Source organism: Pseudogulbenkiania sp. NH8B, from assembly GCF_000283535.1.
Lineage (GTDB): Bacteria > Pseudomonadota > Gammaproteobacteria > Burkholderiales > Chromobacteriaceae > Pseudogulbenkiania > Pseudogulbenkiania ferrooxidans.
The window spans coordinates 1,100,725-1,121,259 of record NC_016002.1; the positions used below are offsets into that span (position 1 = coordinate 1,100,725).

A 20,535-nucleotide genomic window follows, 5' to 3' on the forward strand; every position below is an offset into this window, starting at 1 on the left:
CTGCGGGAAATGGGCCCTACACGAAAAGGATAATGTACAGATATGTTTCGCATTGGACAGGGTTATGACGTTCACCAGCTGGTGGAAGGGCGACCGCTGATTCTCGGCGGGGTCACCATCCCCCATGACAAGGGGCTGCTCGGCCATTCCGATGCCGACGCCCTGCTGCATGCCATTACCGACGCGATTCTGGGGGCGGCGGCACTGGGCGACATCGGTCGCCATTTCCCCGATACCGATCTACGCTTCAAGGGAGCGGACAGCCGCGTGCTGTTGCGCGAGGCCATGGAGCGGGTGCGCGCGGCGGGCTGGCAAGTGGTCAACGTCGACGCCACCCTGATCGCTCAGCGTCCCAAGCTCGCTCCGCACATCGACGCCATGTGCGCCGCCATCGCCAGCGATCTTGGCCTGGCCGTCACCGCCGTCAACGTCAAGGGCAAGACCAACGAAAAACTGGGCTATCTGGGGCGCGGTGAGGCCATCGAGGCGCAGGCCGTTTGCCTCTTGATGCCGGCGTGATGCCGGTTGGCAATTTGTCCGACAATTCCTGCCCCATATGGGATAATTAGGACAGGACCATTACATAGAAGACCGAGGAGGCCACGATGCTTACCCAGAACCAGCTCAAACTTGCCGTCGCCCAGAAGGCGCTGGAATTCGTCCCCGACAACTGCATCGTCGGTGTCGGCACCGGCAGCACCGTCAACCTGTTCATCGAGGAGCTGGCGACCATCAAGGGGCGCATCAAGGGAGCCGTCTCCAGTTCCGAGGCCTCCACCGAGCGGCTCAAGGCCCACCATATCCCGGTATACGACCTCAACACCGTTGACGAGGTACCGGTGTACATCGACGGCGCCGACGAAGTGAACCACTACCTGCACATGATCAAGGGCGGCGGCGGCGCGCTGACGCGCGAGAAGATCGTCGGCGCGGTGGCCAACGAATTCATCTGCATCGCCGACGAAACCAAGTACGTCGACGTGCTGGGCGGCTTCCCGCTGCCGGTGGAAGTGGTGCCGATGGCGCGCAGCTACGTGGCGCGCGAACTGGTCAAGCTGGGTGGCCACCCGGAGCTGCGCGAGCATTTCGTCACCGACAACGGCAACATCATCCTCGACGTATACCGTCTGCACATCTCCAAGCCGGTGGAACTCGAGGAGACCATCAACCAGATCGCCGGCGTGGTCACTTGCGGCCTGTTTGCTCGCCGCCGTGCCGACGTGCTGATCCTCGGCCGCCAGAGCGGGATCGAGGTTCTGCGTTGATTGTCATCCCCGTGTCACACCACGCGCTTATCCTGTAGCGTTACCGCTATTCGTACGAGAGAGTCATGGCTGAACATACGTCCAAGCAGTTTGACCTGGAACTGGAAACCATCCGCACCCGCGTGCTGCAGATGGGGGGGCTGGTCGAACAACAAATCCAGTCCGCCGTCGATGCCTTGATGGCGGCCGACATCGAGCGGCTCGACAAGGTGGTGGCCGACGATGCGCTGGTGAACTCGCTCGAGGTCGCCATCGACGACGATTGCCAGCACATCATCGCGCGCCGCCAGCCGGCGGCCAGCGATTTACGTATGGTGATCACCGTGATCAAGACCATCACCGACCTGGAGCGCATCGGCGACGAAGCGCAGAAGATCGCCCGCCAAGGCAAGATCATCCACCAGTCGGAGCGTTACCAGCTGCCGCGCTTCCGCGAGGTGCGCAAGATGGCCGACGTGGCACTGGCCATGCTGCGCCGCGCGCTGGACGCCTTCGCCCGTCTCGACGCCACCGCGGCGCTGGAACTGGCCGAGGAAGACCTGATCCTCGACGAGGAATTCTCGGCCGAACTGCGCCAGCTCATCACCTTCATGATGGAAGACCCGCGCACCATCAGCATGTCGATCGACACGCTGTTCATCGCCAAGGCGATCGAGCGCATCGGCGACCACGCCAAGAACATTTCCGAGTACGTGGTCTACCTGGTCAAGGGCAAGGATATCCGCCATACCTCGCTGGAAGAGATCAAGCGCGAGACGCAAGCGGGCTGACACGTCGTGACGTTGCAGCGACAATGGCGGTAACATTCCGGTTACCGCCATTTTCATATCCAACCCAAGAACAAAAGGGGTGATCTTGACCAGTCCAACGCCCCCCCATGATGTGCTCGCCACGGTCGATCTGGGGTCCAACAGTTTCCGTCTGCAGGTCTCCCGCGTGGTGGAAGATCAGCTCTACACCCTCGATACCCTCAAGGACACCGTGCGCCTCGGCGCCGGCCTGAACGACGACAAGACCCTCGACGACGATACCCAGGAGCGCGCCCTGGCTTGCCTCGCCCGCTTTGGCGAGCGCCTGCGCGGGCTGGGGCCCAAGCAGGTGCGCGTGGTCGGCACCAATACCCTGCGCGTGGCCAAGAATGCTCCCGCCTTCATCGCGCGCGCCGAGACCTTGCTGGGTTTCCCGATCGAGATCATCGCCGGGCGGGAGGAAGCGCGCCTGATCTACCTCGGTGCCGCCCATTCGCTGCCCGCCACCAAGGAGCGCCGCCTCGTGGTCGACATCGGCGGCGGCTCCACCGAATTCATCATCGGCAGCCAGTTCCGCGCGCTGGTGACCGAAAGCCTGCCCCTGGGCTGCGTCAGCTACAGCCGGCGCTTCTTTGCCGACGGCAAGCTCAATCGCAGCAATTTCCAGGACGCCATCATGGCGGCGCGCGCCGAGGTGCAGCGCATCGTCCACGAGTACCGCCCGGCAGAGTGGCAGCTCGCGGTGGGGACCTCCGGCACCGCCCGCGCGCTGCGCGATGCACTGGAGATCAACGATTACTCCGCCGACGACATCACGCTGTCGGGGATGGAGCGGCTCAAGGCGGAACTGATCCGCTTCGGCAACCTCAAATACGTCAACCTGAACGGCCTCAAGGCCGACCGGGTGCCGGTGATCGCCGGCGGGCTGGCGATCATGATCGCCATCTTTGAAGAGCTGCTGATCGACAAGATGATCGTCGCCGAAGGCGCCTTGCGCGATGGCGTGCTCTACGACCTGCTGGGCCGTCATCGGGAGAAGGACATGCGCGACACCACGGTAGCCCAGTTCAAGCGCCGCTATCACGTCGATCTGGCGCAGTCGCAACGCGTGACGGCGTTGGCGGAACGGCTGTGCGGCATGCTGTGCGGCGTCGAATGCGACCCGGATACCCTCAAGCGCCTGCAATGGGCCGCGCGCCTGCACGAAATCGGCCTCACCATCGCTCATACCGCCTACCACAAACACTCCGCCTACATCCTGCAGAACGCCGACATGCCGGGCTTCTCCAAGCGCGAACAGGCGACGCTGGCCAGTATCGTGCTGGGGCAGCGTGGCGACATGGGCAAGATGATGTCGCTGTTGTCCGAGCCCGGCCACTGGCAGGCGATGGTGGCACTGCGGCTGGCGGTGTTGTTCTACCGCAGTCGCAACGATGTCGTTCTGCCCGACGTGTTGGAGCTGCGCCAGACCTCTCGCGGTTTCGAACTGACCCTGGACAAGGCCTGGCTCGTCGCTAATCCGCTCACCGCCAGCGCCTTCAAGCAGGAGGTGAAGCAGTGGGACAACGTCGGATTCACCCTTGATATCGTGCGAGCATGAAGCGCTATGAACGGCTGAAGGGCAAGGTCCCTACGCTGGGCGAGGCGCCGGGCACGCTGCTGGCGGTGGGCGAGCCCGCGCTGGACCAGCCCCGCATCACCCTGATGGAGTACGGTCCTTCGGCGTTGCGCGAGACCACCTTCGCCTCGCTGCAAGAGGGACTCGCCTACCGGCCTGGCGAGCCGGTGCTGTGGCTCAACGTCTACGGTCTGCACGAGCCCGAAGTGATGCGCGCCATCGGCGAGCGCTTCGGGTTGCATCCGCTGGTGCTGGAAGACATCCTCAACGCCCGCCAGCGCCCCAAGGTCGAGGATTATGGCGATTACCTGTTCATCGCCAGCCGGGTGTTCCAGTTTCCCGGCGAGGGCAATGGCCGGCTCAAGCACGACCAGATTTACCTGGTGGTCGGGCGCCACTTCGTGCTGAGCTTCCAGTCGCGTCCGCTTGGCATGTTCGAGCCGGTGCGCGAGCGTCTCCGCACGGCGCGCGGTCTGATCCGTTCGCGCGGCGCCGACTACCTGGCCTACTCGCTGCTCGACGCGGTGGTCGACGACTATTTCGGCGTGCTCACCCAATTCACCGAGTACGTCGAGCAGACCGACAGCCAGCTGCTGGTCGGCCGCGATGCCAGCATCCTGCGGCGTATCCAGCGTCTGAAGCACGATTGTCTCAGGCTGCGTCGTTCCATCCTGCCGGTACGCGAGGTGCTCACCTCGCTGGCGCGCGGCGATTACGGTTTTTTCCAGCCGGAAACCCAGATCTACCTGCGCGATGCCTACGACCATACCGTGCACGTGATCGAATCGCTGGAGATGTCGCGCGAGCTGGTGGGCGACATGCTCGATCTTTACCTCTCGACCCAGTCCAATCGCCTCAACCTGCAGATGCGGGTGCTGACCGCCTTGTCGATGATCTTCATGCCGCTGACGTTGATCGTCGGCATCTACGGCATGAATTTCGACTACATGCCCGAGTTGCACTGGCACTACGGCTATTTCCTGATCCTGGGGCTGATGCTGGTGCTGGGAGCGGGATTGTACTTCGTGTTCTGGCGCCGCAAGTGGTTGTGACGCGCGCCTGTCTCCGCCGCCAAGGCCCTGCCCGTGCAGGGCTTTTTTCATGTGGCGGCGGTAAATTCCGCTTGCCTTCATATACCCTATGGGGGTATATAATGGGTAAACCGCATCCATGGAGCGAGCGATGAGCCGGACCCAGCTGACCCTGCCGATCGAAGGCATGACCTGCGCTGCCTGCGCCAACCGTATCGAGAAGGTGTTGAATCGTCTCGATGGCGTCGACGCGCAGGTCAACTTCGCCAGTGAAACCGCCCGGGTCGAGTTCGACCCGCAGCAACAGACGCCGCAACGGCTGATCGAGCGCATCCGCCAGAGCGGCTATGCGGTTCCCGAGGAGCGGCTGGAGCTGGATATCGGCGGCATGACCTGCGCCGCCTGCGCCAGCCGCATCGAAAAAGTCCTGAACCGCCTGCCCGGCGTGCACGCCAGCGTCAATTTCGCCACTGAAACTGCCGTGGCGCACTTTCCCGCCGGGGCGCTGGGAGAGGACGCGATCATCGCCGCGGTGCGCAAGGCGGGCTACAGCGCGGCGCCGCGCGCCACGGCTGGCGACCAAACCTTGGCCGAAAAGCATCGCCAGGCCTATCTCAAGGAGCGGCGCTGGTTCTGGCTGGCGGCGCTGCTGACCGCCCCCTTGCTGCTGGAGATGGTGACGATGCTGAGTGGCGCCGCGCATGGCATGCTGCCGCGCGGGGTGCAGTTGGCGCTGGCGACGCCGGTGCAGTTTCTCGCCGGCTGGCGCTTCTACAAGGGCAGCTGGCACGCCCTGCGTGGCGGCGGGGCGAATATGGACGTGCTGGTGGCGCTGGGCACCAGCATGGCCTACCTGCTGTCGGCGGTGGTGACGCTGGCCGGCTGGCACGACCAGCATGTGTATTTCGAGGCCGGCGCGGCGGTGATCACGCTGGTGTTGCTGGGCAAGCTGCTGGAAGCGCGCGCCAAGGGCAAAACCTCGGGCGCGATCGAGGAACTGATCCGTCTGGCGCCGAAAACGGCGCGCGTGGAGCGCGACGGCCAGCTCCAGGAGGTGGCCGTGACGCTGCTGCAGCCGGGCGACGTGCTGCTGGTGCGCCACGGCGAGCGCATCGCCGTGGACGGCGAGGTGATCGCCGGGCACGCCGCCGTCGACGAGAGCATGCTCACCGGCGAGAGCCTGCCGGTGACCAAGGGGGTCGGCGATGCCGTGTACGCCGGTACCCAGAACCAGGACGGCATGCTCACGGTGCGTGCCACCGGGGTCGGCTGCCAGACCCAGCTCGCCGACATCGTGCGCCTGGTGAGCGAGGCGCAAGGCTCGAAGGCGCCGATCCAGCGCCTCGCCGACGTCATCTCCGGCGTGTTCGTGCCGGCGGTGGTGGCCATCGCCGTGGTCACGCTGCTCGTCACCGGCTGGCTCACCGGTGACTGGGCGCGTGCGCTGATCCACGCCGTGGCCGTGCTGGTGATCGCCTGCCCGTGCGCGCTGGGGCTGGCCACGCCGACGGCGGTGATGGTGGGTATCGGCAACGGGGCGCGGCGCGGCATCCTGTTCCGCAACGCCACCGCGCTGGAGACGGCGGGGCGGCTGACGGCGCTGGTGGTGGACAAGACCGGCACCCTCACCGAGGGCCGCCCGGTGGTGACCGACGTGCTGCCCCTGACGGTGCCGCGCGACACCCTGCTGCAGTTGGCCGCGAGCATCGAGGCCGGCTCGGAACACCCGCTGGCGCGTGCCGTGCTGGACTTTGCCGAAGAGCAGGGGCTGACGCGCCTGCCGGTGCAGGATTTTTCGGCAGAGGTCGGCCGTGGGGTGGAGGCCGAGATCGAAGGTTACGGCCGTCTGCGGGTCGGCGTGCCGGACTGGCTGGTCGATAGCCTGCCGGAGGCGGCCAGCGCGTTCTACGCCGAGGGCAAGACGGTGATCGCGCTGGGACGCGAGGGCACCTTGATGGGGCTCCTGGCGATCGCCGACAAACTGCGGCCCGGTTCCGCCGAGGCCGTCGAGCGCTTGCGTCGCCTGGGGGTGAAGGTGGTGATGCTGACCGGCGACAAGGCGGCTACCGCTGCGAGCATCGCCGCCGCCGCCGGCATCGCCGAGTTCCGTGCCGAGGTGAAGCCGCAGGACAAGGCCGCGGCGGTGGCCGAGTTGCAGCGCGCCGGACACAAGGTCGGCATGGTCGGCGACGGCGTCAACGACGCCCCGGCACTGGCGGCGGCCGACGTCGGTTTCGCCATGGGGGCCGGCTCCGACGTGGCGATCGAAACCGCCGACGTGACGCTACGCCAGGGCGACATGCGTCACGTCGCCGACGCCATCCGCCTGTCGCGCCGAACCCTGGTCAAGATTCGGCAGAATCTGTTTTTTGCTTTTGTTTATAATGTTTTAGGAGTGCCGCTGGCCGCGCTGGGCTGGCTGAATCCGGTGATCGCCGGGGCGGCTATGGCGGCCAGTTCGGTCTCGGTGGTCAGCAACTCGTTGCTGCTGAGACGGTGGAAATGATTGCCTCATCGGGAGGCGAGAATGGAAGAAGTCGTGGTGAAACTGGTCGGGCATGGCGGGCAGGGTGACGAGCGCCGGGTGGCGACCCTGTTGACCCGGGTGCCCGGCGTGGCTCAGGCCGAGGCGGGGCTGACGGGGGGACAGGTGCGGGTGTTGTTCAACCCGCACCTGCTGACGAGTGCCAGTCTGCTCGCGGTACTCAACAACGCCGGCTTCGACGCCGTACTGTGACGCGCCTTACAGTTCGATCGTCACGCCGGCCTTGAGCCGTTCCACGTGCAGGTGTGGCGGCAACACCGCCCGGATCTGCTGCATCATGCGCTCTTCCTCGCCGGGGTCGAGATGGCTGATCCACAACTGCACCGCCGGTGGCAAGGGGTCGACCAGCGATGCCAGCAGCGACGGTGCCATGTGGCCGTAGCGTCGTGCCTGCGGCAGGTGGTCGTCGTCGTAGGTGACCTCGCACAGCACGTCGGACAGCGACGGCACGTGGGCGATCCATTGCCAGAACGCCGGGCAGGGGCCGCTATCGCCGCTGAACGCCAGCGCGCGCCAGTCGCCTTCCACCAGCCAGCCTACCGCCGGAATGCTGTGTTCGGCCGGCAAGGCCGTGGCGATGGCGCCGGGCAGGGCGACCGGGTCGCCGACCTCGATGGCCTGCAGCCGCACGTAAGGGTTTTCCGGACTGGGCGTGACGGTGTAGTCAGGCCAGATCACGCCGTTGAACAGATGCTGCTTGACGGCGTCGAGCGTGGCCTGCTGGCTGTAGACAGTGATGCCGGGCCCGGCGTGGCCGGCGTGCACGTCGGCCAATAGCGGCAGGAAGCCGCAGTGGTCGAGATGGCTGTGCGACAGCAGCACGCGCGTGATGCGCAGCAGTTGCGCCACCTCCAGCGAGCCGACGCCGGTGCCGCAGTCGATCAGCGTGTGGTCATCGAGAAGGAAACTGGTGGTGCGGGCGGGGCGGCCGATGCCGCTGGAGGCGCCCAGGATGGAGACTCGCATCGCCGTGCTCCGACAGGGAAGTGAAGTCCCGATTGTAGCCGACATGCCGGGCAGGGACTAATTCGCCCGGCATGTCAGCTCAGGCCGCGTGCCCCGTCGCCGCTTCCAGTTGCTGCCGCAGCAACCGGCTCAACTGTTCCAGCAGCCACGACAGCAGCAGCATGGCCAGGATCAGGCTGGCGGCGGTCGGCAGTTGAAACAGCGACAGCGCCAGATAGAGCTGCTGTCCCAACCCCCCCGCACCGACGATGCCGAGCACCGCCGCCGCGCGGATGTTGTTCTCGCCGCGGTACAGCGCGTAGGCCAGCCATTGCGCCCACACTTCGGGCAGCAGGCCGTAGCAGAACGCCGTCAGCCGTCCGGCGCCGAGCACGCGCAAGGCCTGCTCCGGTGCCGGAGGGGCATTTTCCAGCGTTTCCGCGAATAGCCGCCCCAGCACGCCGCTGGTGTGCAAGGCCAGCGCCAGCACCCCGGCCGCCGGCCCCAGGCCGACCGCCAGCACCGCCAGCGAGGCCCACAGCAGATCGGGGATGCCGCGCAGCAGGTTGAGCAGCAGCCGCGCCAGCGCCTTGGCAGGTTGGCCGAAGCGCCCGGACGCCGGCAGCGCCAACACGGCGGCGCCGGCAAACGCCAGCGCGGTGCCGAGGAAGGCCATCGCCAGTGTTTCCAGCGCGCCGCGCGCGATGTCGGCGAGGAGCGCCGGGCTGGCGTCGGGCGGCAGGAATTCGCTGGCGAAGCGCAGCAGGCTGGCGCCGTCGAAACCGGCCTCGCGCCATGCCGGCAGTAGCCAGGCGACACTGGCCAGCGCCGCCAGCACGGCGGAACCGGCCAGCACGGCGCCACCCTGGCGGCTCTCCAGCAAGCGGCGCGACAGCCGGCTGACGCCTTCGGTCCCCACCACGATCAGCAAAAAGACCAGCAGCAAGGTGCTGACTTCGCCGCCGTTCATCATCTTGATCGAGGTGTCGAGCAACTGGCCGATGCCGCCGGCGCCGACGAAGCCCATCACCGCCGAGGCGCGGATGGCGCACTCCCAGCGGTACACGCTGTAGCTGACCAGCTCCGGCAGGGCCTGCGGCAGCAGCCCGTAGCCCAGCACCTGGGTGCGTCCGGCGCCGGCGGCACAGAGCGCCCGGGCCAGGGCGCGCGGCTGCGATTCGAGGATTTCGGCGTAGACCTTGCCCAGCATGCCGCCGTAGGCCAGTCCCAGCGCCAGCACCGCCGGTAGCGAGCCGAGTCCGACGGCGCGCACGAACAGCAGCGCCCAGACGATTTCCGGCACCCCGCGTAGCAGCACCATCACGCCGCGCAGCAGCGACTTGCCAGCTTCGGCCAACCTTGACGGCGCGGCCGCGGTCAGCGCATGGCGGTCCAGCGCACGGGTGGTGGCGAAGGCCAGCGGCAGCCCGACCAGCATCGCCAACGCCAGCCCGGCGGTGGCCGCCGCCAGGGTGGTGACGCTGGCACGCATCACCTCGCCGAGAAAGACCGTGTTGCTGGCCGGCGGCAGGAAGCCGGCGACAAAGCCGGCCAGGGTTTTCAGCGTGGCGGCGTCGAACAGCTGCAGCGGGTTGAAGCCGGTCAGCGGCAGGGTCGGCACGAGCAAGGCCAGCAGCAGCGCGCCCCACAGCAGGCGCGGCAGCAGCGCCGGGTCGCGCGGGTGGCTCAGCATCGTACCCCCCGCGGGAAGCCGGGTTCGGCATCGGCCGGGAGGGTATCGTCTTCGGCCAACCTTTCGCCGGCGTACAAGGCTTGGATCAGCCCGCCATGCACCTCGGCGCGCGGCAGATCGAACAGGATGCGGCCGCCCTGCAGGCCGATGATGCGCGGGAAATGAGCCAGCGCCAGGTCGACCGAGTGCAGGCTCATCAGCAAGGTGGCGCCGCGGGCGCGGGCATCGTCGGCGAGTCGTTTCACCGTCTCCTCGGCCAGGCGCGGATCGAGCGCCGACACCGGTTCGTCGGCCAGCATCAGGCGTGGCGCCTGGTACAGCACGCGCGCGATGCCGACCCGCTGGCGCTGCCCCCCCGACAACTGGTCGCAGCGCGCCCACAGCTTGTCGGCCAGGTCCACGCGCTGCAGCACCTCTGCCACGCCGGCGGCGTCGTGCGGCCTGAGCAGCGCCAGCAGCGAGGCCAGCGTACCCTGGCGTCCCAGTCGTCCGGCGGCCACCGCGTTGACCACGCGCTGTCGCGCCGGCAGCGGCGGCGCCTGGTAGACCGTGCCGATGTCGGCCTGCAGGGACTGCAGCTGGCGCGGCGCGCAGCGCCAGGGGTCCTGCCCCAGTACGCTGACCGTCCCTTGGCTTGGGCGATAGACGGTGTTGGCCAGCAGCAGCAACGACGACTTGCCGGCGCCGGACGGGCCGATCAGCGCCGCCTGCTCGCCGTCGCCCAGCGCCAGGCTGACGTCGTCGAGGATCGTCGACCCGCCCAGGCGCAGGCCGACGCGTTCGAACGTCAGGCTCACTTCAGCAGGCCTGCTTCCTTGGCCGCGGACTCGATGCCCTTGTAGTTGGCCGCCTTGGTCGGGATGAACTTGCTGGCGCGTTGCAGCTCCAGGATGGCCTGCTGTTCCGGATTCTTCGGATCGAGCTTGAGGAAGGCCTTGGTGATCTTCTGCTGCAGCTTGGCGTCGAGGTTGCCGCGCACGGTCCAGTTGTAGTCGTAATAGGCCGGGGTGGTGCCGATCAGCTTGACCTTGGTCGGGTCGACCTTACCGGCCTCCACCAGCTTGTCCCACACCGAGGCGTTGAGCACGCCGCCTTCCACCTTGCCGGAGGCCACCCAGGCCACGGTGGCGTCGTGCGCGCCGGAGTAGGCCACGTTCTTGAAGAAGGTCTCCGGCTTGATGCCCTGTTTCTGCAGGAAGTAGCGCGGCATCAGGTGGCCCGAGGTGGACGACGCCGAACCGAAGGCGAAGCTCTTGCCCTTGAGGTCCTTCAGCGAGTTGATGCCGGCCTCGGCGTTGGCGATGTACTTCGAGGTGAACTTGCTGTCTTCCTCGCGCTGCACCAGCGGCACCACCTTGCCGCGCTGGCTCGCCTGCACGAAGGTGAAGCCGCCGAGCCAGGCCATGTCGATCTTGTCCGAGGTCAGCGCGGTCACCACCGCGGCGTAGTCGGTCACCGGCACGAACTGCACCTTCATGCCCAGCTCCTTCTCCAGGTAGGCGCCGAGCGGAGCGAACTTGCGTTGCAGTTCGGTCGGGGCTTCGTCCGGAATGGCCGACACCTTGAGCACGGCCTCTTCGGCGGAGGCCAGGACGGAAACGGCCAGCAGGGCGCCGGCCATAGCAAACTTGATGGCTTTCATCGGGTAAATCTCTCGTGTCTTGCGGGCGATAAACCGCAGGCATCAAAAAGGCCAGTCTTGCCGACTGGCCGCGGGTGGCGGGCTAAAGGCCGCCGAGTGGCGAACCACTCCAACATCCAACAACGAAATTCTAACGCGACTGGCGCCGTCCGAACCAGACAAACAGCACCATGCCCAGCACGATCATCGGCAGGCTCAACCACTGGCCCATGCTGATGGTGTAGGACTGGCCGAAGATGCCGGCGTCCGGCGAGCGGAAAAACTCCGCCACGAAGCGGAAAAAGCCGTAGCCGATCAGGAACAGCGCCGAGACCTGGCCGCGCGCGCGCGGCTTGGCGCTGAACCACCACAGGATGGCGAACAGCGTCAGCCCCTCCAGCGCAAACTGGTACAGCTGCGACGGGTGGCGCGGCAGGGCGCCGTACTGCATCAGCTGCGCCATCAGTTCCGGCGACTGTTGTGCCTGCGCCAGATCGTCGAGGCGGGCCTGCGGAAACAGCATCGCCCACGGCGCATCCGGGCGGGTGACCCGGCCCCACAGCTCGCCGTTGATGAAGTTGCCGATGCGGCCGGCCGCCAGACCCAGCGGCACCAGCGGCGCGATGAAGTCGGTCAGCTCCCAGAAGCTGCGGCCATGCTTGCGCGCAAACAGCAGCATGCCGACCAGTACCCCGAGGAAGCCGCCGTGGAACGACATCCCACCCTTCCAGACCATCAGGATTTCCTGCGGATGGCTGAAGTAATACGCCGGCTGGTAGAACAGCACTTCACCCAGTCGTCCTCCCAGCACCACCCCCAGCACCCCGTACATCAAGAGGTCGTCCAGCAGCTTGGGTGTAAGGAAGGCATGACCCTGCTTCAGGCGGAGGTTGCCCAGCCCGATGAACAGCAGAAAACCCAACAGGTACATCAGGCCATACCAATGAACGGCGAGCGGGCCAAGCTTGATCGCCACCGGGTCGAACTGGGGATGAATGAACATTTGTCAGCGATGTGCGTTTGCGGTAAAAGAGAGATGACGAAATTATACGGAAAGCGTTCCCCCGCGTCGCGCTGCAAGCAAGGCAGCCCACGCGGCCGTTCGGCGTTCTGGCACCCGATGTCCGGACTGCGTCGCGGCTACCCGCCGCTGGCGTCCCTGGCGAGCCGGCTTTCCGCTACCGATTGAGACTGAAGGATTCGCAATGCCCCAATACCGTTCCCGTACCTCGACTTCCGGCCGCAACATGGCGGGTGCCCGCGCCCTCTGGCGTGCCACCGGCATGAAAGACGACGACTTCGGCAAGCCGATCATCGCTATCGCCAACTCCTTTACCCAGTTCGTACCGGGCCACGTTCACCTGCAGAACATGGGCCAGCTGGTGGCGCGGGAAATCGAAAAGGCCGGCGGCGTCGCCAAGGAATTCAACACCATCGCCGTCGACGACGGCATCGCCATGGGGCACGGCGGCATGCTGTACTCGCTGCCCTCGCGCGACCTGATCGCCGACAGCGTCGAATACATGGTCAACGCCCACTGCGCCGACGCGCTGGTGTGCATCTCCAACTGCGACAAGATCACCCCCGGCATGCTGATGGCCGCGATGCGCCTCAATATTCCGGTGGTGTTCGTCTCCGGCGGCCCGATGGAAGCCGGCAAGGTGCAGTGGGGTAACGACATCCGCAAGCTGGACCTGGTCGATGCCATGGTCGAAGCGGCCAACAGCGCGGTATCCGACGAGGACGTCGACCGCGTCGAGCGCTCCGCCTGCCCGACCTGTGGTTCCTGTTCCGGCATGTTCACCGCCAACTCGATGAACTGCCTGACCGAGGCGCTGGGCCTCAGCCTGCCGGGCAACGGCAGCCTGCTCGCCACTCACGCCGACCGCAAGGAACTGTTCCTCAAGGCCGGCCGGACCATTGTCGAACTGGCCCGCCGCTACTATGAGCAGGACGACGAATCGGTGCTGCCGCGCGCCATCGGCTCCAAGCAGGCGTTCGAGAACGCCATGAGCCTGGACGTGGCAATGGGCGGTTCCACCAATACCGTGCTGCACCTGCTGGCCGCCGCCAACGAAGCCGGCGTCGACTTCAAGATGGCCGACATCGACCGCATCTCGCGCGCCGTGCCGTGCCTGTCCAAGGTGGCGCCGGCCACCCAGAAATACCATATGGAAGACGTGCACCGCGCCGGCGGCGTGGTGGCCATCCTCTCGGAGCTCGACCGCGCCGGCCTGATCCACCGCGACGTGCCGACCGTACACAGCAAGACCCTGGCCGAAGGGCTGGAAGCCTGGGACATCCGTCGCAACGTGCCGGACAGCGAAGCGCACCGCTTCTACCGCGCCGCGCCGGGCGGTGTCGCCACCACCATCGCCTTCAGCCAGAGCATGCGCTACCCGACGCTGGACGACGACCGCGCCGAAGGCTGCATCCGCGACAAGGAGCACGCCTACAGCCAGGACGGCGGCCTGGCCGTGCTGTACGGCAACATCGCCGAGCGCGGTTGCATCGTGAAGACCGCGGGCGTGGACGATTCCATCCTCAAGTTCACCGGCCGAGTGCGCATCTTCGAAAGCCAGGATGCCTCGGTAGAAGCGATCCTGGCCGACCAGATCGTCGCCGGCGACGTGGTGCTGATCCGTTACGAAGGCCCGAAAGGCGGCCCGGGCATGCAGGAAATGCTCTACCCGACCTCCTACCTGAAGTCGAAGGGGCTGGGCAAGGCGTGTGCACTGTTGACCGACGGCCGCTTCTCCGGCGGCACCTCCGGTCTGTCTATCGGCCACGTCTCGCCGGAAGCGGCCGAAGGCGGCGCGATCGGGCTGGCGGAAGAGGGCGATACGCTGGAAATCGACATCCCGAACCGCACCATCCGCCTCGCTGTCTCCGACGAGGAACTGGCGCATCGCCGGGCCAAGATGGAAGCGCGCGGCAAGGACGCCTGGAAACCGCTGGACCGTCAACGCACGGTAAGCGCCGCCCTGCGCGCCTACGCCGCGATGACCACCAGCGCCGACACCGGCGCGGTGCGCGACGTGTCGCAGGTGGAGCACAAGTAAGTAGGGCGGATGTCCCGCAAGGCGGGGCGATCCGCCGCCAGCCCAGCAAACTTCGGTCTCTTCATTATCGAGGTGGTAAAATTGTTTGGCAGCAACAGAACGGCAGCTCGGATGAGCTGCCGTTTTTGTTTTTCGGCTGGCCCGAAAGGAGCTGTCGCTTGTCCCCGCCTCTTCGGTTCCGTGCCTAGAATGGGGAAGAGGGAGTCTTGCCCCATGCCGGCTGGTGGAGGATATCGGTTCTTGCCTCTTGGATTAAAGAGATGATGAACCTCGCCGGTGGTCGCTTCGTGTGTGGAATGCACCACGCTGGAGGCAGGAACATGCATGAATTGGATTGGCGGGAACGATGGCTCAGGAACGACAGCGGTGGTCACGACAAGTGACGGAGAGCAGCAATGCGCTGGATCTGGAGACCGGTGTGTTCACGCTAGATAACCCGCGAGAGATCGCCCTGTCGCTGATGCGGTCGGCCGAGCGAAGCGACCGGCGAAAGGCAGACCCCTTCCGCTCGGCGATGTCGATGCTCTCCTTCTATATCAACCGCGCCGGGCGCAAGCTCTCCGCACCGCAGCGCCAGCTTCTGGAGCAGGCGAAGGACGAACTGCGCGCGCTCTATGGGAGGCCGCGCCGGCAGTCGTGAAGCTGGCGTCTCTTTCCCGACGGTAGTGCCAATCTAAACCATTGCCTGTTGCCGGGGAGGCAGAAGAAGTATCAGGCCTTAGAGCCTGTTTGCGATCTGTCGCAAGCCGCCCTCAGCGGGGTGGGGAGCAGTGCAGTAACCGGAATGTGCGGGAGAAATGAGGATTTCCGAGCGCGGAGCGAATCCCGTTGTGCCCATTTTCGAGGTATCCAGCGAAAGATTCGCACGCAATGCACATGAGCCCCGGTCAGGAATGCGCAGCAAGATCGTGAACGGGTTCTGGGTCCCTCTGAGCATACGCCAGTATCTGTTGTCGCATGGAGTCACTTTCGTGGCGGAGTTGTTGCTTCATCAGATTTTTGCGCGGGGTATCGTTATGCCATGGAACTTTTTTTGGCGCGGCCGCTCTGAACTCGACTGACACAATCGTGCTGTCTGCGAGGCGCAGAGATAACATGCAAACAATTCACAACCGAACATGAAAATGTTCGGTTTTGTTTTTGTTGCACAAGAAATGAAGAATAAATTGGTGCATTGCACAAATTTATCCGCCCCCGCTGTTGCACTGCAATGGTGCCGTTCCCGATGTGTCCGGGTAACGGCGCATGACGGGCCGGGTTCTTGCTGCGGCCGGCGTAACGCCAGATGGGGCAGGGTTTTCAGCTTACTTTAAACAAAGTGAGGCTGATTTGATGAAAATCAAGGGCTTTGTCGGGAGGAAAGGCGGGGAATAGGCAAAAAAAATGCGCGGACATTTGTCCGCGCCAAGTCTACAAAGGAGAAATAGAGGAGAAACTATCAAGAAGCAATTGCTGCGTCTCAACAAGGACAGATTATCCAGATTGGTGCGGGGGCTGTCAACAGCAAAGTGTTGCAATGCACGAAAAAGATGCTTCGATGTCGCACATTGGAACATCCAAGTGTTACTAATCGAAAATCGAGTGGCCCTCTCCCCGCTGGCCTGCCGCTGTGCGACAATCTTTCCTTTTATCCCTGACGCAGGATTTCCTCATGTCCATGCTGCATCCCGCTCTCCCCGATCCCCGCCTGTACCCTGATCCCATGCCCAGCAACATGCTGATTCATTACACCTTGTCGGTGTTGAATGCGGCGTCCGATAGCGACCGGGAAGCGTGCCGGGTCTCGCTCAAGCAGGCCGTGGCCGACATCCTGGAGCGCGGCGATGTGCTGACGCTGTCGGTGGCGCTGGCGATGGTGCCGTCGCAGGCCGCCTACCGTGTGCTGTGGGAAGCCCTGCGTGCCGCCGCCGAGCAGCCGGAAGGGCGCCATGCCGTGATCTTCGCCGTACCGCTGGTACTGGTGGCCGGGGCCAAGCCGGAGGCGACGTTGCCGGCGCGCATCGAGGATGTGGACGGACTGAACGCGCTACTCCGCGAGCATGGCGTGTTCGCACCGGGGGCCGAGGTGTTCTTGTCGGGCAAGCTGCTGCACCCGGACACGGTGGCCGGCATATCCTCGGCACAGCTCTACCGCTTCACCCGCTCACTGGTCGATGCCGCGCGCGGTCTGCCGCTGGAGCTCGAACCGTCCGCCGTCACGGTCAGAAACGATGGCGTGTTCCTGCGTTACCTGATCGGCGTGGCGATCCAGGAGGAGGGCGAGCCCGCCCCGGTCAAGCTCGGTGGTGCGGTCGGGCCGTGGGGCATCCCACTGATGAAGTTCCTCGGCGAGCAGCTGAAAACCGACGGTGTGACGCTGTTCCCGATCGCGCGTCCGCCGCAGGCGCTGCTGCAGGCCATAGTGGCGGGCGGCAGCGCGCGCCAGGAAGTGACGTTGCAGGCCTTTGCCAGCAGCATGATTCGCAAGCTGCGCGATATGGGGCAGGAGCCGGTGGCGGTGCTGTCCGCACATGAGAATGGCGAGCTGCGTTGCACCATCTCCGCTCCGGGTGACGAGAAGAACTGGGAGGGCTTCGTCTGGCAGCTGTCGCCGCTGGATTCGGTGCCGTTGATCGCGTCGCAGTTCTGCGAACTGATGGCCGAGTGCCGGGTGAGCGACGTGCGCGTGGTGCCGCAGGTACAGCCGGATCAGCAGAACGGCATTCCGCTGTTCCTGACCGCCGACGATATTCCGGCGCCGGGTTCGACGCTGCAGTAAATGATGTCTCGGGACATGAGCTGGATTCATGCTCATGTCCCGAATTGCTCATACCAATGGGCCGCGCATTTGAGGTAAAATCGCGCATCTCGATTAACCCTTTGATTGGAAGAGTCAAAGATGTTTGCAGCCGATCTGACGATCGCCAAGTACGATCCGGAACTGTCCGCGGCGATGGACGCCGAATACCGCCGTCAGGAAGACCATGTCGAACTGATCGCCTCCGAAAACTACGTCAGCCCTGCCGTGATGGAAGCCCAAGGCTCCGTCCTGACCAACAAGTACGCCGAAGGCTACCCGGGCAAGCGCTACTATGGCGGCTGTGAACACGTCGACGTGGTGGAGCAGCTGGCGATCGACCGCCTCAAGGCGCTGTTCGGCGCCGAGTACGCCAACGTGCAGCCGCACTCCGGCTCGCAGGCCAACCAGGCGGTGTACGTGTCGGTGCTGAAGCCGGGCGACACCATCCTCGGCATGAGCCTGGCGCACGGCGGTCACCTGACCCACGGCGCGTCGGTGAACATCTCCGGCAAACTGTACAACGTGGTGCCGTACGGTCTGGACGAGAACGAAGTGCTGGACTACGACGCCGTCGAGCGTCTGGCGCGCGAACACAAGCCGAAGATGATCGTGGCCGGTGCTTCCGCCTACGCGCTGGAAATCGACTGGGCGCGTTTCCGCAAGATTGCCGACGAAGTGGGGGCCTACCTGTTCGTCGACATGGCTCACTACGCCGGCCTGGTGGCCGCCGGTGAGTACCCGAGCCCGGTGCCGTTCGCCGACTTCGTCACCACCACCACGCACAAGACCCTGCGCGGTCCGCGCGGCGGCGTGATCCTGGCCAAGGCGGAATACGAGAAGGCGCTGAATTCGGCGATCTTCCCGTGCCTGCAGGGCGGTCCGCTGATGCACGTCATCGCCGCCAAGGCCGTGGCCTTCAAGGAAGCCGCGTCGCCGGAGTTCAAGGCCTACGCCCAGCAGGTCAAGCAGAACGCCAAGGTGATGGCCGAGACCCTGATCGAGCGCGGTCTGCGCATCGTGTCGGGTAAAACCGAGTCGCACGTGTTCCTGGTCGATCTGCGTGCCAAGAGCATTACCGGCAAGGACGCCGAAGCCGCCCTGGGCCGCGCCCACATCACCGTCAACAAAAACGCCATCCCGAACGACCCGGAAAAGCCGTTCGTGACCTCCGGCGTCCGTATCGGCACCCCGGCCATGACCAGCCGCGGCTTCGGCGAGGCGGAAGCCAAGCTGCTGGCCAACCTGATCGCCGACGTGCTGGAAGCGCCGAACGACGAGGCCGTGACCGCGCGCGTGGCCGGTGAAGTCCAGGCGCTGTGCCAGCGCCTGCCGGTGTACGCTGCCAAGTAAGCCAATCGTCACGCCTGTGTGATACTGAAAGCGGCCTTCGGGCCGCTTTTGTTTTTTCGGGCAGGGGTTTGAGGCGGCGCGGTGGTATCCGGTGCTCGTCCTGGTGGGCCGATTGGAGTAGGCCCGAACGAGGTGGAGCGGCGCGGCGGCACCGCGCGGCGACGCGCTCTCTTGACGAGCGTCAGAAACGGTGGCGTTAACGCTCCCGACCTTTGCTGATACCATCGTAGGATTATTACTAGCCAGGTCGTCACATCATGAAATGTCCGTTTTGCGGCAACGCCGACACCCAGGTGATCGATTCCCGCGTCAGCGAAGACGGCACCAGCATCCGCCGCCGCCGCCGCTGCCTGGCGTGCGAAAAGCGGTTTACCACCTTCGAAACCGCCGACGTGCGCATGCCGCAGGTGGTGAAGTCGGGTGGGCATCGTTCCGAGTTCGATGTCGAGCGGGTGCGCACCAGCTTCCTGCGCGCGCTGCACAAGCGCCCGGTGCCGACCGCGCTGGTCGACGACGCCATCGACCGTATCTGCCACCGCCTGCTGCAACTGGGCGAGCGCGAGGTCAGTTCGCGCCAGATCGGCGAGATGGTGATGAATGAGTTGGCGAAACTGGATAAAGTAGCCTATATCCGTTTTGCCTCGGTATATCGTAGTTTCCAGGACGTCTCGGAGTTTTCCGAGGCGATCAAGGAAATCCAGAAATCCTCGTGAGAGAGTCCATGACGTTTTCCGCGGTTGACCACGCCATGATGGCGCGGGCACTGAGGTTGGCCGAACAAGGCCTGTACACCACCACGCCGAACCCCCGGGTCGGCTGTGTCGTGGTGCGTGACGGCGAGGTCGTGGGCGAGGGCTGGCACATCGCGGCCGGCACCCCGCATGCCGAGGTACACGCCCTGCGCATGGCGGGCGAGCTTGCGCGCGGCGCCACCGCCTACGTGACGCTGGAGCCATGCAGCCACTATGGGCGCACCCCGCCGTGTGCCAAGGGCCTGATCGAGGCCGGTGTCGGCCGCGTGGTGGCGGCGATGCAGGATCCGTATCACGAAGTGGCCGGGCGTGGCCTGGACATGTTGCGCGCTGCCGGCATCGAGGTGGCGGTCGGCTTGCTGGAGGCCGAGGCGCGGCGCCTCAACAAGGGTTTCTTGTCGCGCGCCGAGCGCGGCCGGCCGTGGGTGACGCTGAAGGCGGCCGCCTCGCTGGACGGCAAGACCGCCTTGTTGAACGGCGCCAGCCAGTGGATTACCGGCCCCGATGCGCGGCGCGACGTGCATCGCCTGCGCGCCCGTGCCTGCGCCATCCTGACCGGCAGCGGGACGGTGCTGGCGGACGATCCGCAGCTGACAGTGCGCGAGGTGTTTACCCCGCGCCAGCCGCGGCGGGTGGTGGTGGACAGCCGGTTGCAGACGTCGCCTGGGGCGCGCATCTACCGCGACGGCGAAACCATCCTTGCCACGGCGGTCGCCGACGCGGCGCGCCACCAGCCTTACCTGGAGCAGGGGGTGACGGTCTGGACGCTGGGCGATACCGCCGACCGGGTCGATCTAGCCGCCCTGCTGGCGCGCCTGGCGCAGGAGGGCGTGGGTGAGCTGATGGTCGAGGCGGGGGCCGGGCTCAACGGCGCCTTGCTGCAGGCCGGGCTGGTCGACGAGATCGTGCTGTACCTGGCGCCGACGCTGCTGGGCGACGCGGCGCAGGGTTTGTTTGGCTGGCCGGCGCTGGAGTCGTTGGCCGGGAAAAGGAATGTGGTGGTCCGTGATCTGCGCATGGTGGGTCAGGACGTGCGACTGGAGTTGGCAATACCGTCCTGCTGAGGGTGAGTGGCGGATCGGTCGATGAGGGAAGTGGCAGCAGCACAAAAAATCAAAACATAAA

The 20,535-nt window shown here is 65.5% G+C and carries 18 protein-coding genes; 13 read left to right on the forward strand and 5 right to left on the reverse strand.

Annotation, left to right across the window (positions count from 1 at the left end; genetic code table 11):
* Positions 1-42: 42 nt before the first annotated feature.
* The 7 genes from ispF (at position 43) to NH8B_RS05270 (ending at position 7,400) form a co-directional block, all read left to right on the forward strand.
* Positions 43-519 carry a 2-C-methyl-D-erythritol 2,4-cyclodiphosphate synthase gene (gene ispF / locus NH8B_RS05240; RefSeq protein WP_014086347.1) on the forward strand — a complete coding sequence of 159 codons (477 nt, stop codon included), beginning with the start codon at positions 43-45 and terminating at the stop codon, positions 517-519.
* Positions 520-605: 86 nt separating this feature from the next.
* A complete protein-coding gene (gene rpiA, locus NH8B_RS05245; RefSeq protein ID WP_008953082.1) occupies positions 606-1,265 on the forward strand; it encodes a ribose-5-phosphate isomerase RpiA in 660 nt (219 codons plus the stop codon).
* A gap of 65 nt (positions 1,266-1,330) precedes the next feature.
* A complete protein-coding gene (phoU, locus tag NH8B_RS05250; RefSeq protein WP_014086348.1) occupies positions 1,331-2,035 on the forward strand; it encodes a phosphate signaling complex protein PhoU in 705 nt (234 codons plus the stop codon).
* 112 nt (positions 2,036-2,147) lie between these two features.
* The gene (ppx, locus tag NH8B_RS05255) at positions 2,148-3,614 is read left to right on the forward strand and encodes an exopolyphosphatase (protein ID WP_014086349.1); all 1,467 of its coding nucleotides are present in this window, start codon (positions 2,148-2,150) and stop codon (positions 3,612-3,614) included.
* The gene (corA, locus tag NH8B_RS05260) at positions 3,611-4,684 is read left to right on the forward strand and encodes a magnesium/cobalt transporter CorA (protein WP_014086350.1); all 1,074 of its coding nucleotides are present in this window, start codon (positions 3,611-3,613) and stop codon (positions 4,682-4,684) included. Before ppx ends, corA begins: the two co-directional genes overlap by 4 nt.
* A 130-nt stretch (positions 4,685-4,814) precedes the next feature.
* Positions 4,815-7,169 (forward strand): heavy metal translocating P-type ATPase, encoded by a 2,355-nt coding sequence (locus tag NH8B_RS05265; RefSeq protein WP_014086351.1) that lies wholly within the window; start codon positions 4,815-4,817, stop codon positions 7,167-7,169.
* A gap of 21 nt (positions 7,170-7,190) precedes the next feature.
* On the forward strand, positions 7,191-7,400 hold the full coding sequence (locus NH8B_RS05270) for a heavy-metal-associated domain-containing protein (protein WP_014086352.1): 210 nt from the start codon (positions 7,191-7,193) through the stop codon (positions 7,398-7,400).
* 6 nt (positions 7,401-7,406) lie between these two features.
* Here the strand turns inward: NH8B_RS05270 and NH8B_RS05275 are convergent, their stop codons facing one another.
* The 5 genes from NH8B_RS05275 to lgt form a co-directional block, all read right to left on the reverse strand.
* Positions 7,407-8,174, reverse strand: a complete 768-nt coding sequence (locus NH8B_RS05275; protein WP_014086353.1) for a 3',5'-cyclic-nucleotide phosphodiesterase — start codon at positions 8,172-8,174, stop codon at positions 7,407-7,409.
* Positions 8,175-8,253: 79 nt separating this feature from the next.
* Entirely contained in the window at positions 8,254-9,846 is a 1,593-nt protein-coding gene (locus tag NH8B_RS05280; RefSeq protein ID WP_014086354.1) for a PhnE/PtxC family ABC transporter permease, read from the reverse strand.
* Complete coding sequence (locus NH8B_RS05285; RefSeq protein ID WP_014086355.1) at positions 9,840-10,643, reverse strand: phosphonate ABC transporter ATP-binding protein; 804 nt, start codon at positions 10,641-10,643, stop codon at positions 9,840-9,842. The genes NH8B_RS05280 and NH8B_RS05285 overlap by 7 nt, the downstream gene beginning before the upstream one ends.
* Positions 10,640-11,488, reverse strand: a complete 849-nt coding sequence (locus NH8B_RS05290; RefSeq protein WP_014086356.1) for a putative selenate ABC transporter substrate-binding protein — start codon at positions 11,486-11,488, stop codon at positions 10,640-10,642. Before NH8B_RS05290 ends, NH8B_RS05285 begins: the two co-directional genes overlap by 4 nt.
* 130 nt (positions 11,489-11,618) lie before the next feature.
* Positions 11,619-12,470 carry a prolipoprotein diacylglyceryl transferase gene (gene lgt / locus NH8B_RS05295; protein WP_014086357.1) on the reverse strand — a complete coding sequence of 284 codons (852 nt, stop codon included), beginning with the start codon at positions 12,468-12,470 and terminating at the stop codon, positions 11,619-11,621.
* Between the two features lie 202 nt (positions 12,471-12,672).
* Between lgt and ilvD the strand changes: the two genes are divergently transcribed.
* The 6 genes from ilvD to ribD all read left to right on the forward strand — a co-directional run bounded on the left by ilvD (position 12,673) and on the right by ribD (position 20,474).
* Positions 12,673-14,529, forward strand: coding sequence for a dihydroxy-acid dehydratase (ilvD, locus tag NH8B_RS05300; protein ID WP_014086358.1), 1,857 nt, complete (start codon positions 12,673-12,675; stop codon positions 14,527-14,529).
* A 346-nt stretch (positions 14,530-14,875) separates the two neighbouring features.
* Positions 14,876-15,169, forward strand: coding sequence for a DUF3175 domain-containing protein (locus tag NH8B_RS05305; protein WP_051002186.1), 294 nt, complete (start codon positions 14,876-14,878; stop codon positions 15,167-15,169).
* Positions 15,170-16,180: 1,011 nt separating this feature from the next.
* Positions 16,181-17,287 (forward strand): hypothetical protein, encoded by a 1,107-nt coding sequence (locus NH8B_RS05310; RefSeq protein WP_014086360.1) that lies wholly within the window; start codon positions 16,181-16,183, stop codon positions 17,285-17,287.
* 120 nt (positions 17,288-17,407) lie between these two features.
* The gene (gene glyA / locus NH8B_RS05315; RefSeq protein ID WP_014086361.1) at positions 17,408-18,658 is read left to right on the forward strand and encodes a serine hydroxymethyltransferase; all 1,251 of its coding nucleotides are present in this window, start codon (positions 17,408-17,410) and stop codon (positions 18,656-18,658) included.
* A gap of 257 nt (positions 18,659-18,915) precedes the next feature.
* The gene (nrdR, locus tag NH8B_RS05320) at positions 18,916-19,371 is read left to right on the forward strand and encodes a transcriptional regulator NrdR (RefSeq protein ID WP_008953066.1); all 456 of its coding nucleotides are present in this window, start codon (positions 18,916-18,918) and stop codon (positions 19,369-19,371) included.
* An 8-nt stretch (positions 19,372-19,379) separates the two neighbouring features.
* Positions 19,380-20,474, forward strand: coding sequence for a bifunctional diaminohydroxyphosphoribosylaminopyrimidine deaminase/5-amino-6-(5-phosphoribosylamino)uracil reductase RibD (gene ribD / locus NH8B_RS05325; RefSeq protein ID WP_014086362.1), 1,095 nt, complete (start codon positions 19,380-19,382; stop codon positions 20,472-20,474).
* The last annotated feature ends 61 nt before the right edge of the window (positions 20,475-20,535 follow it).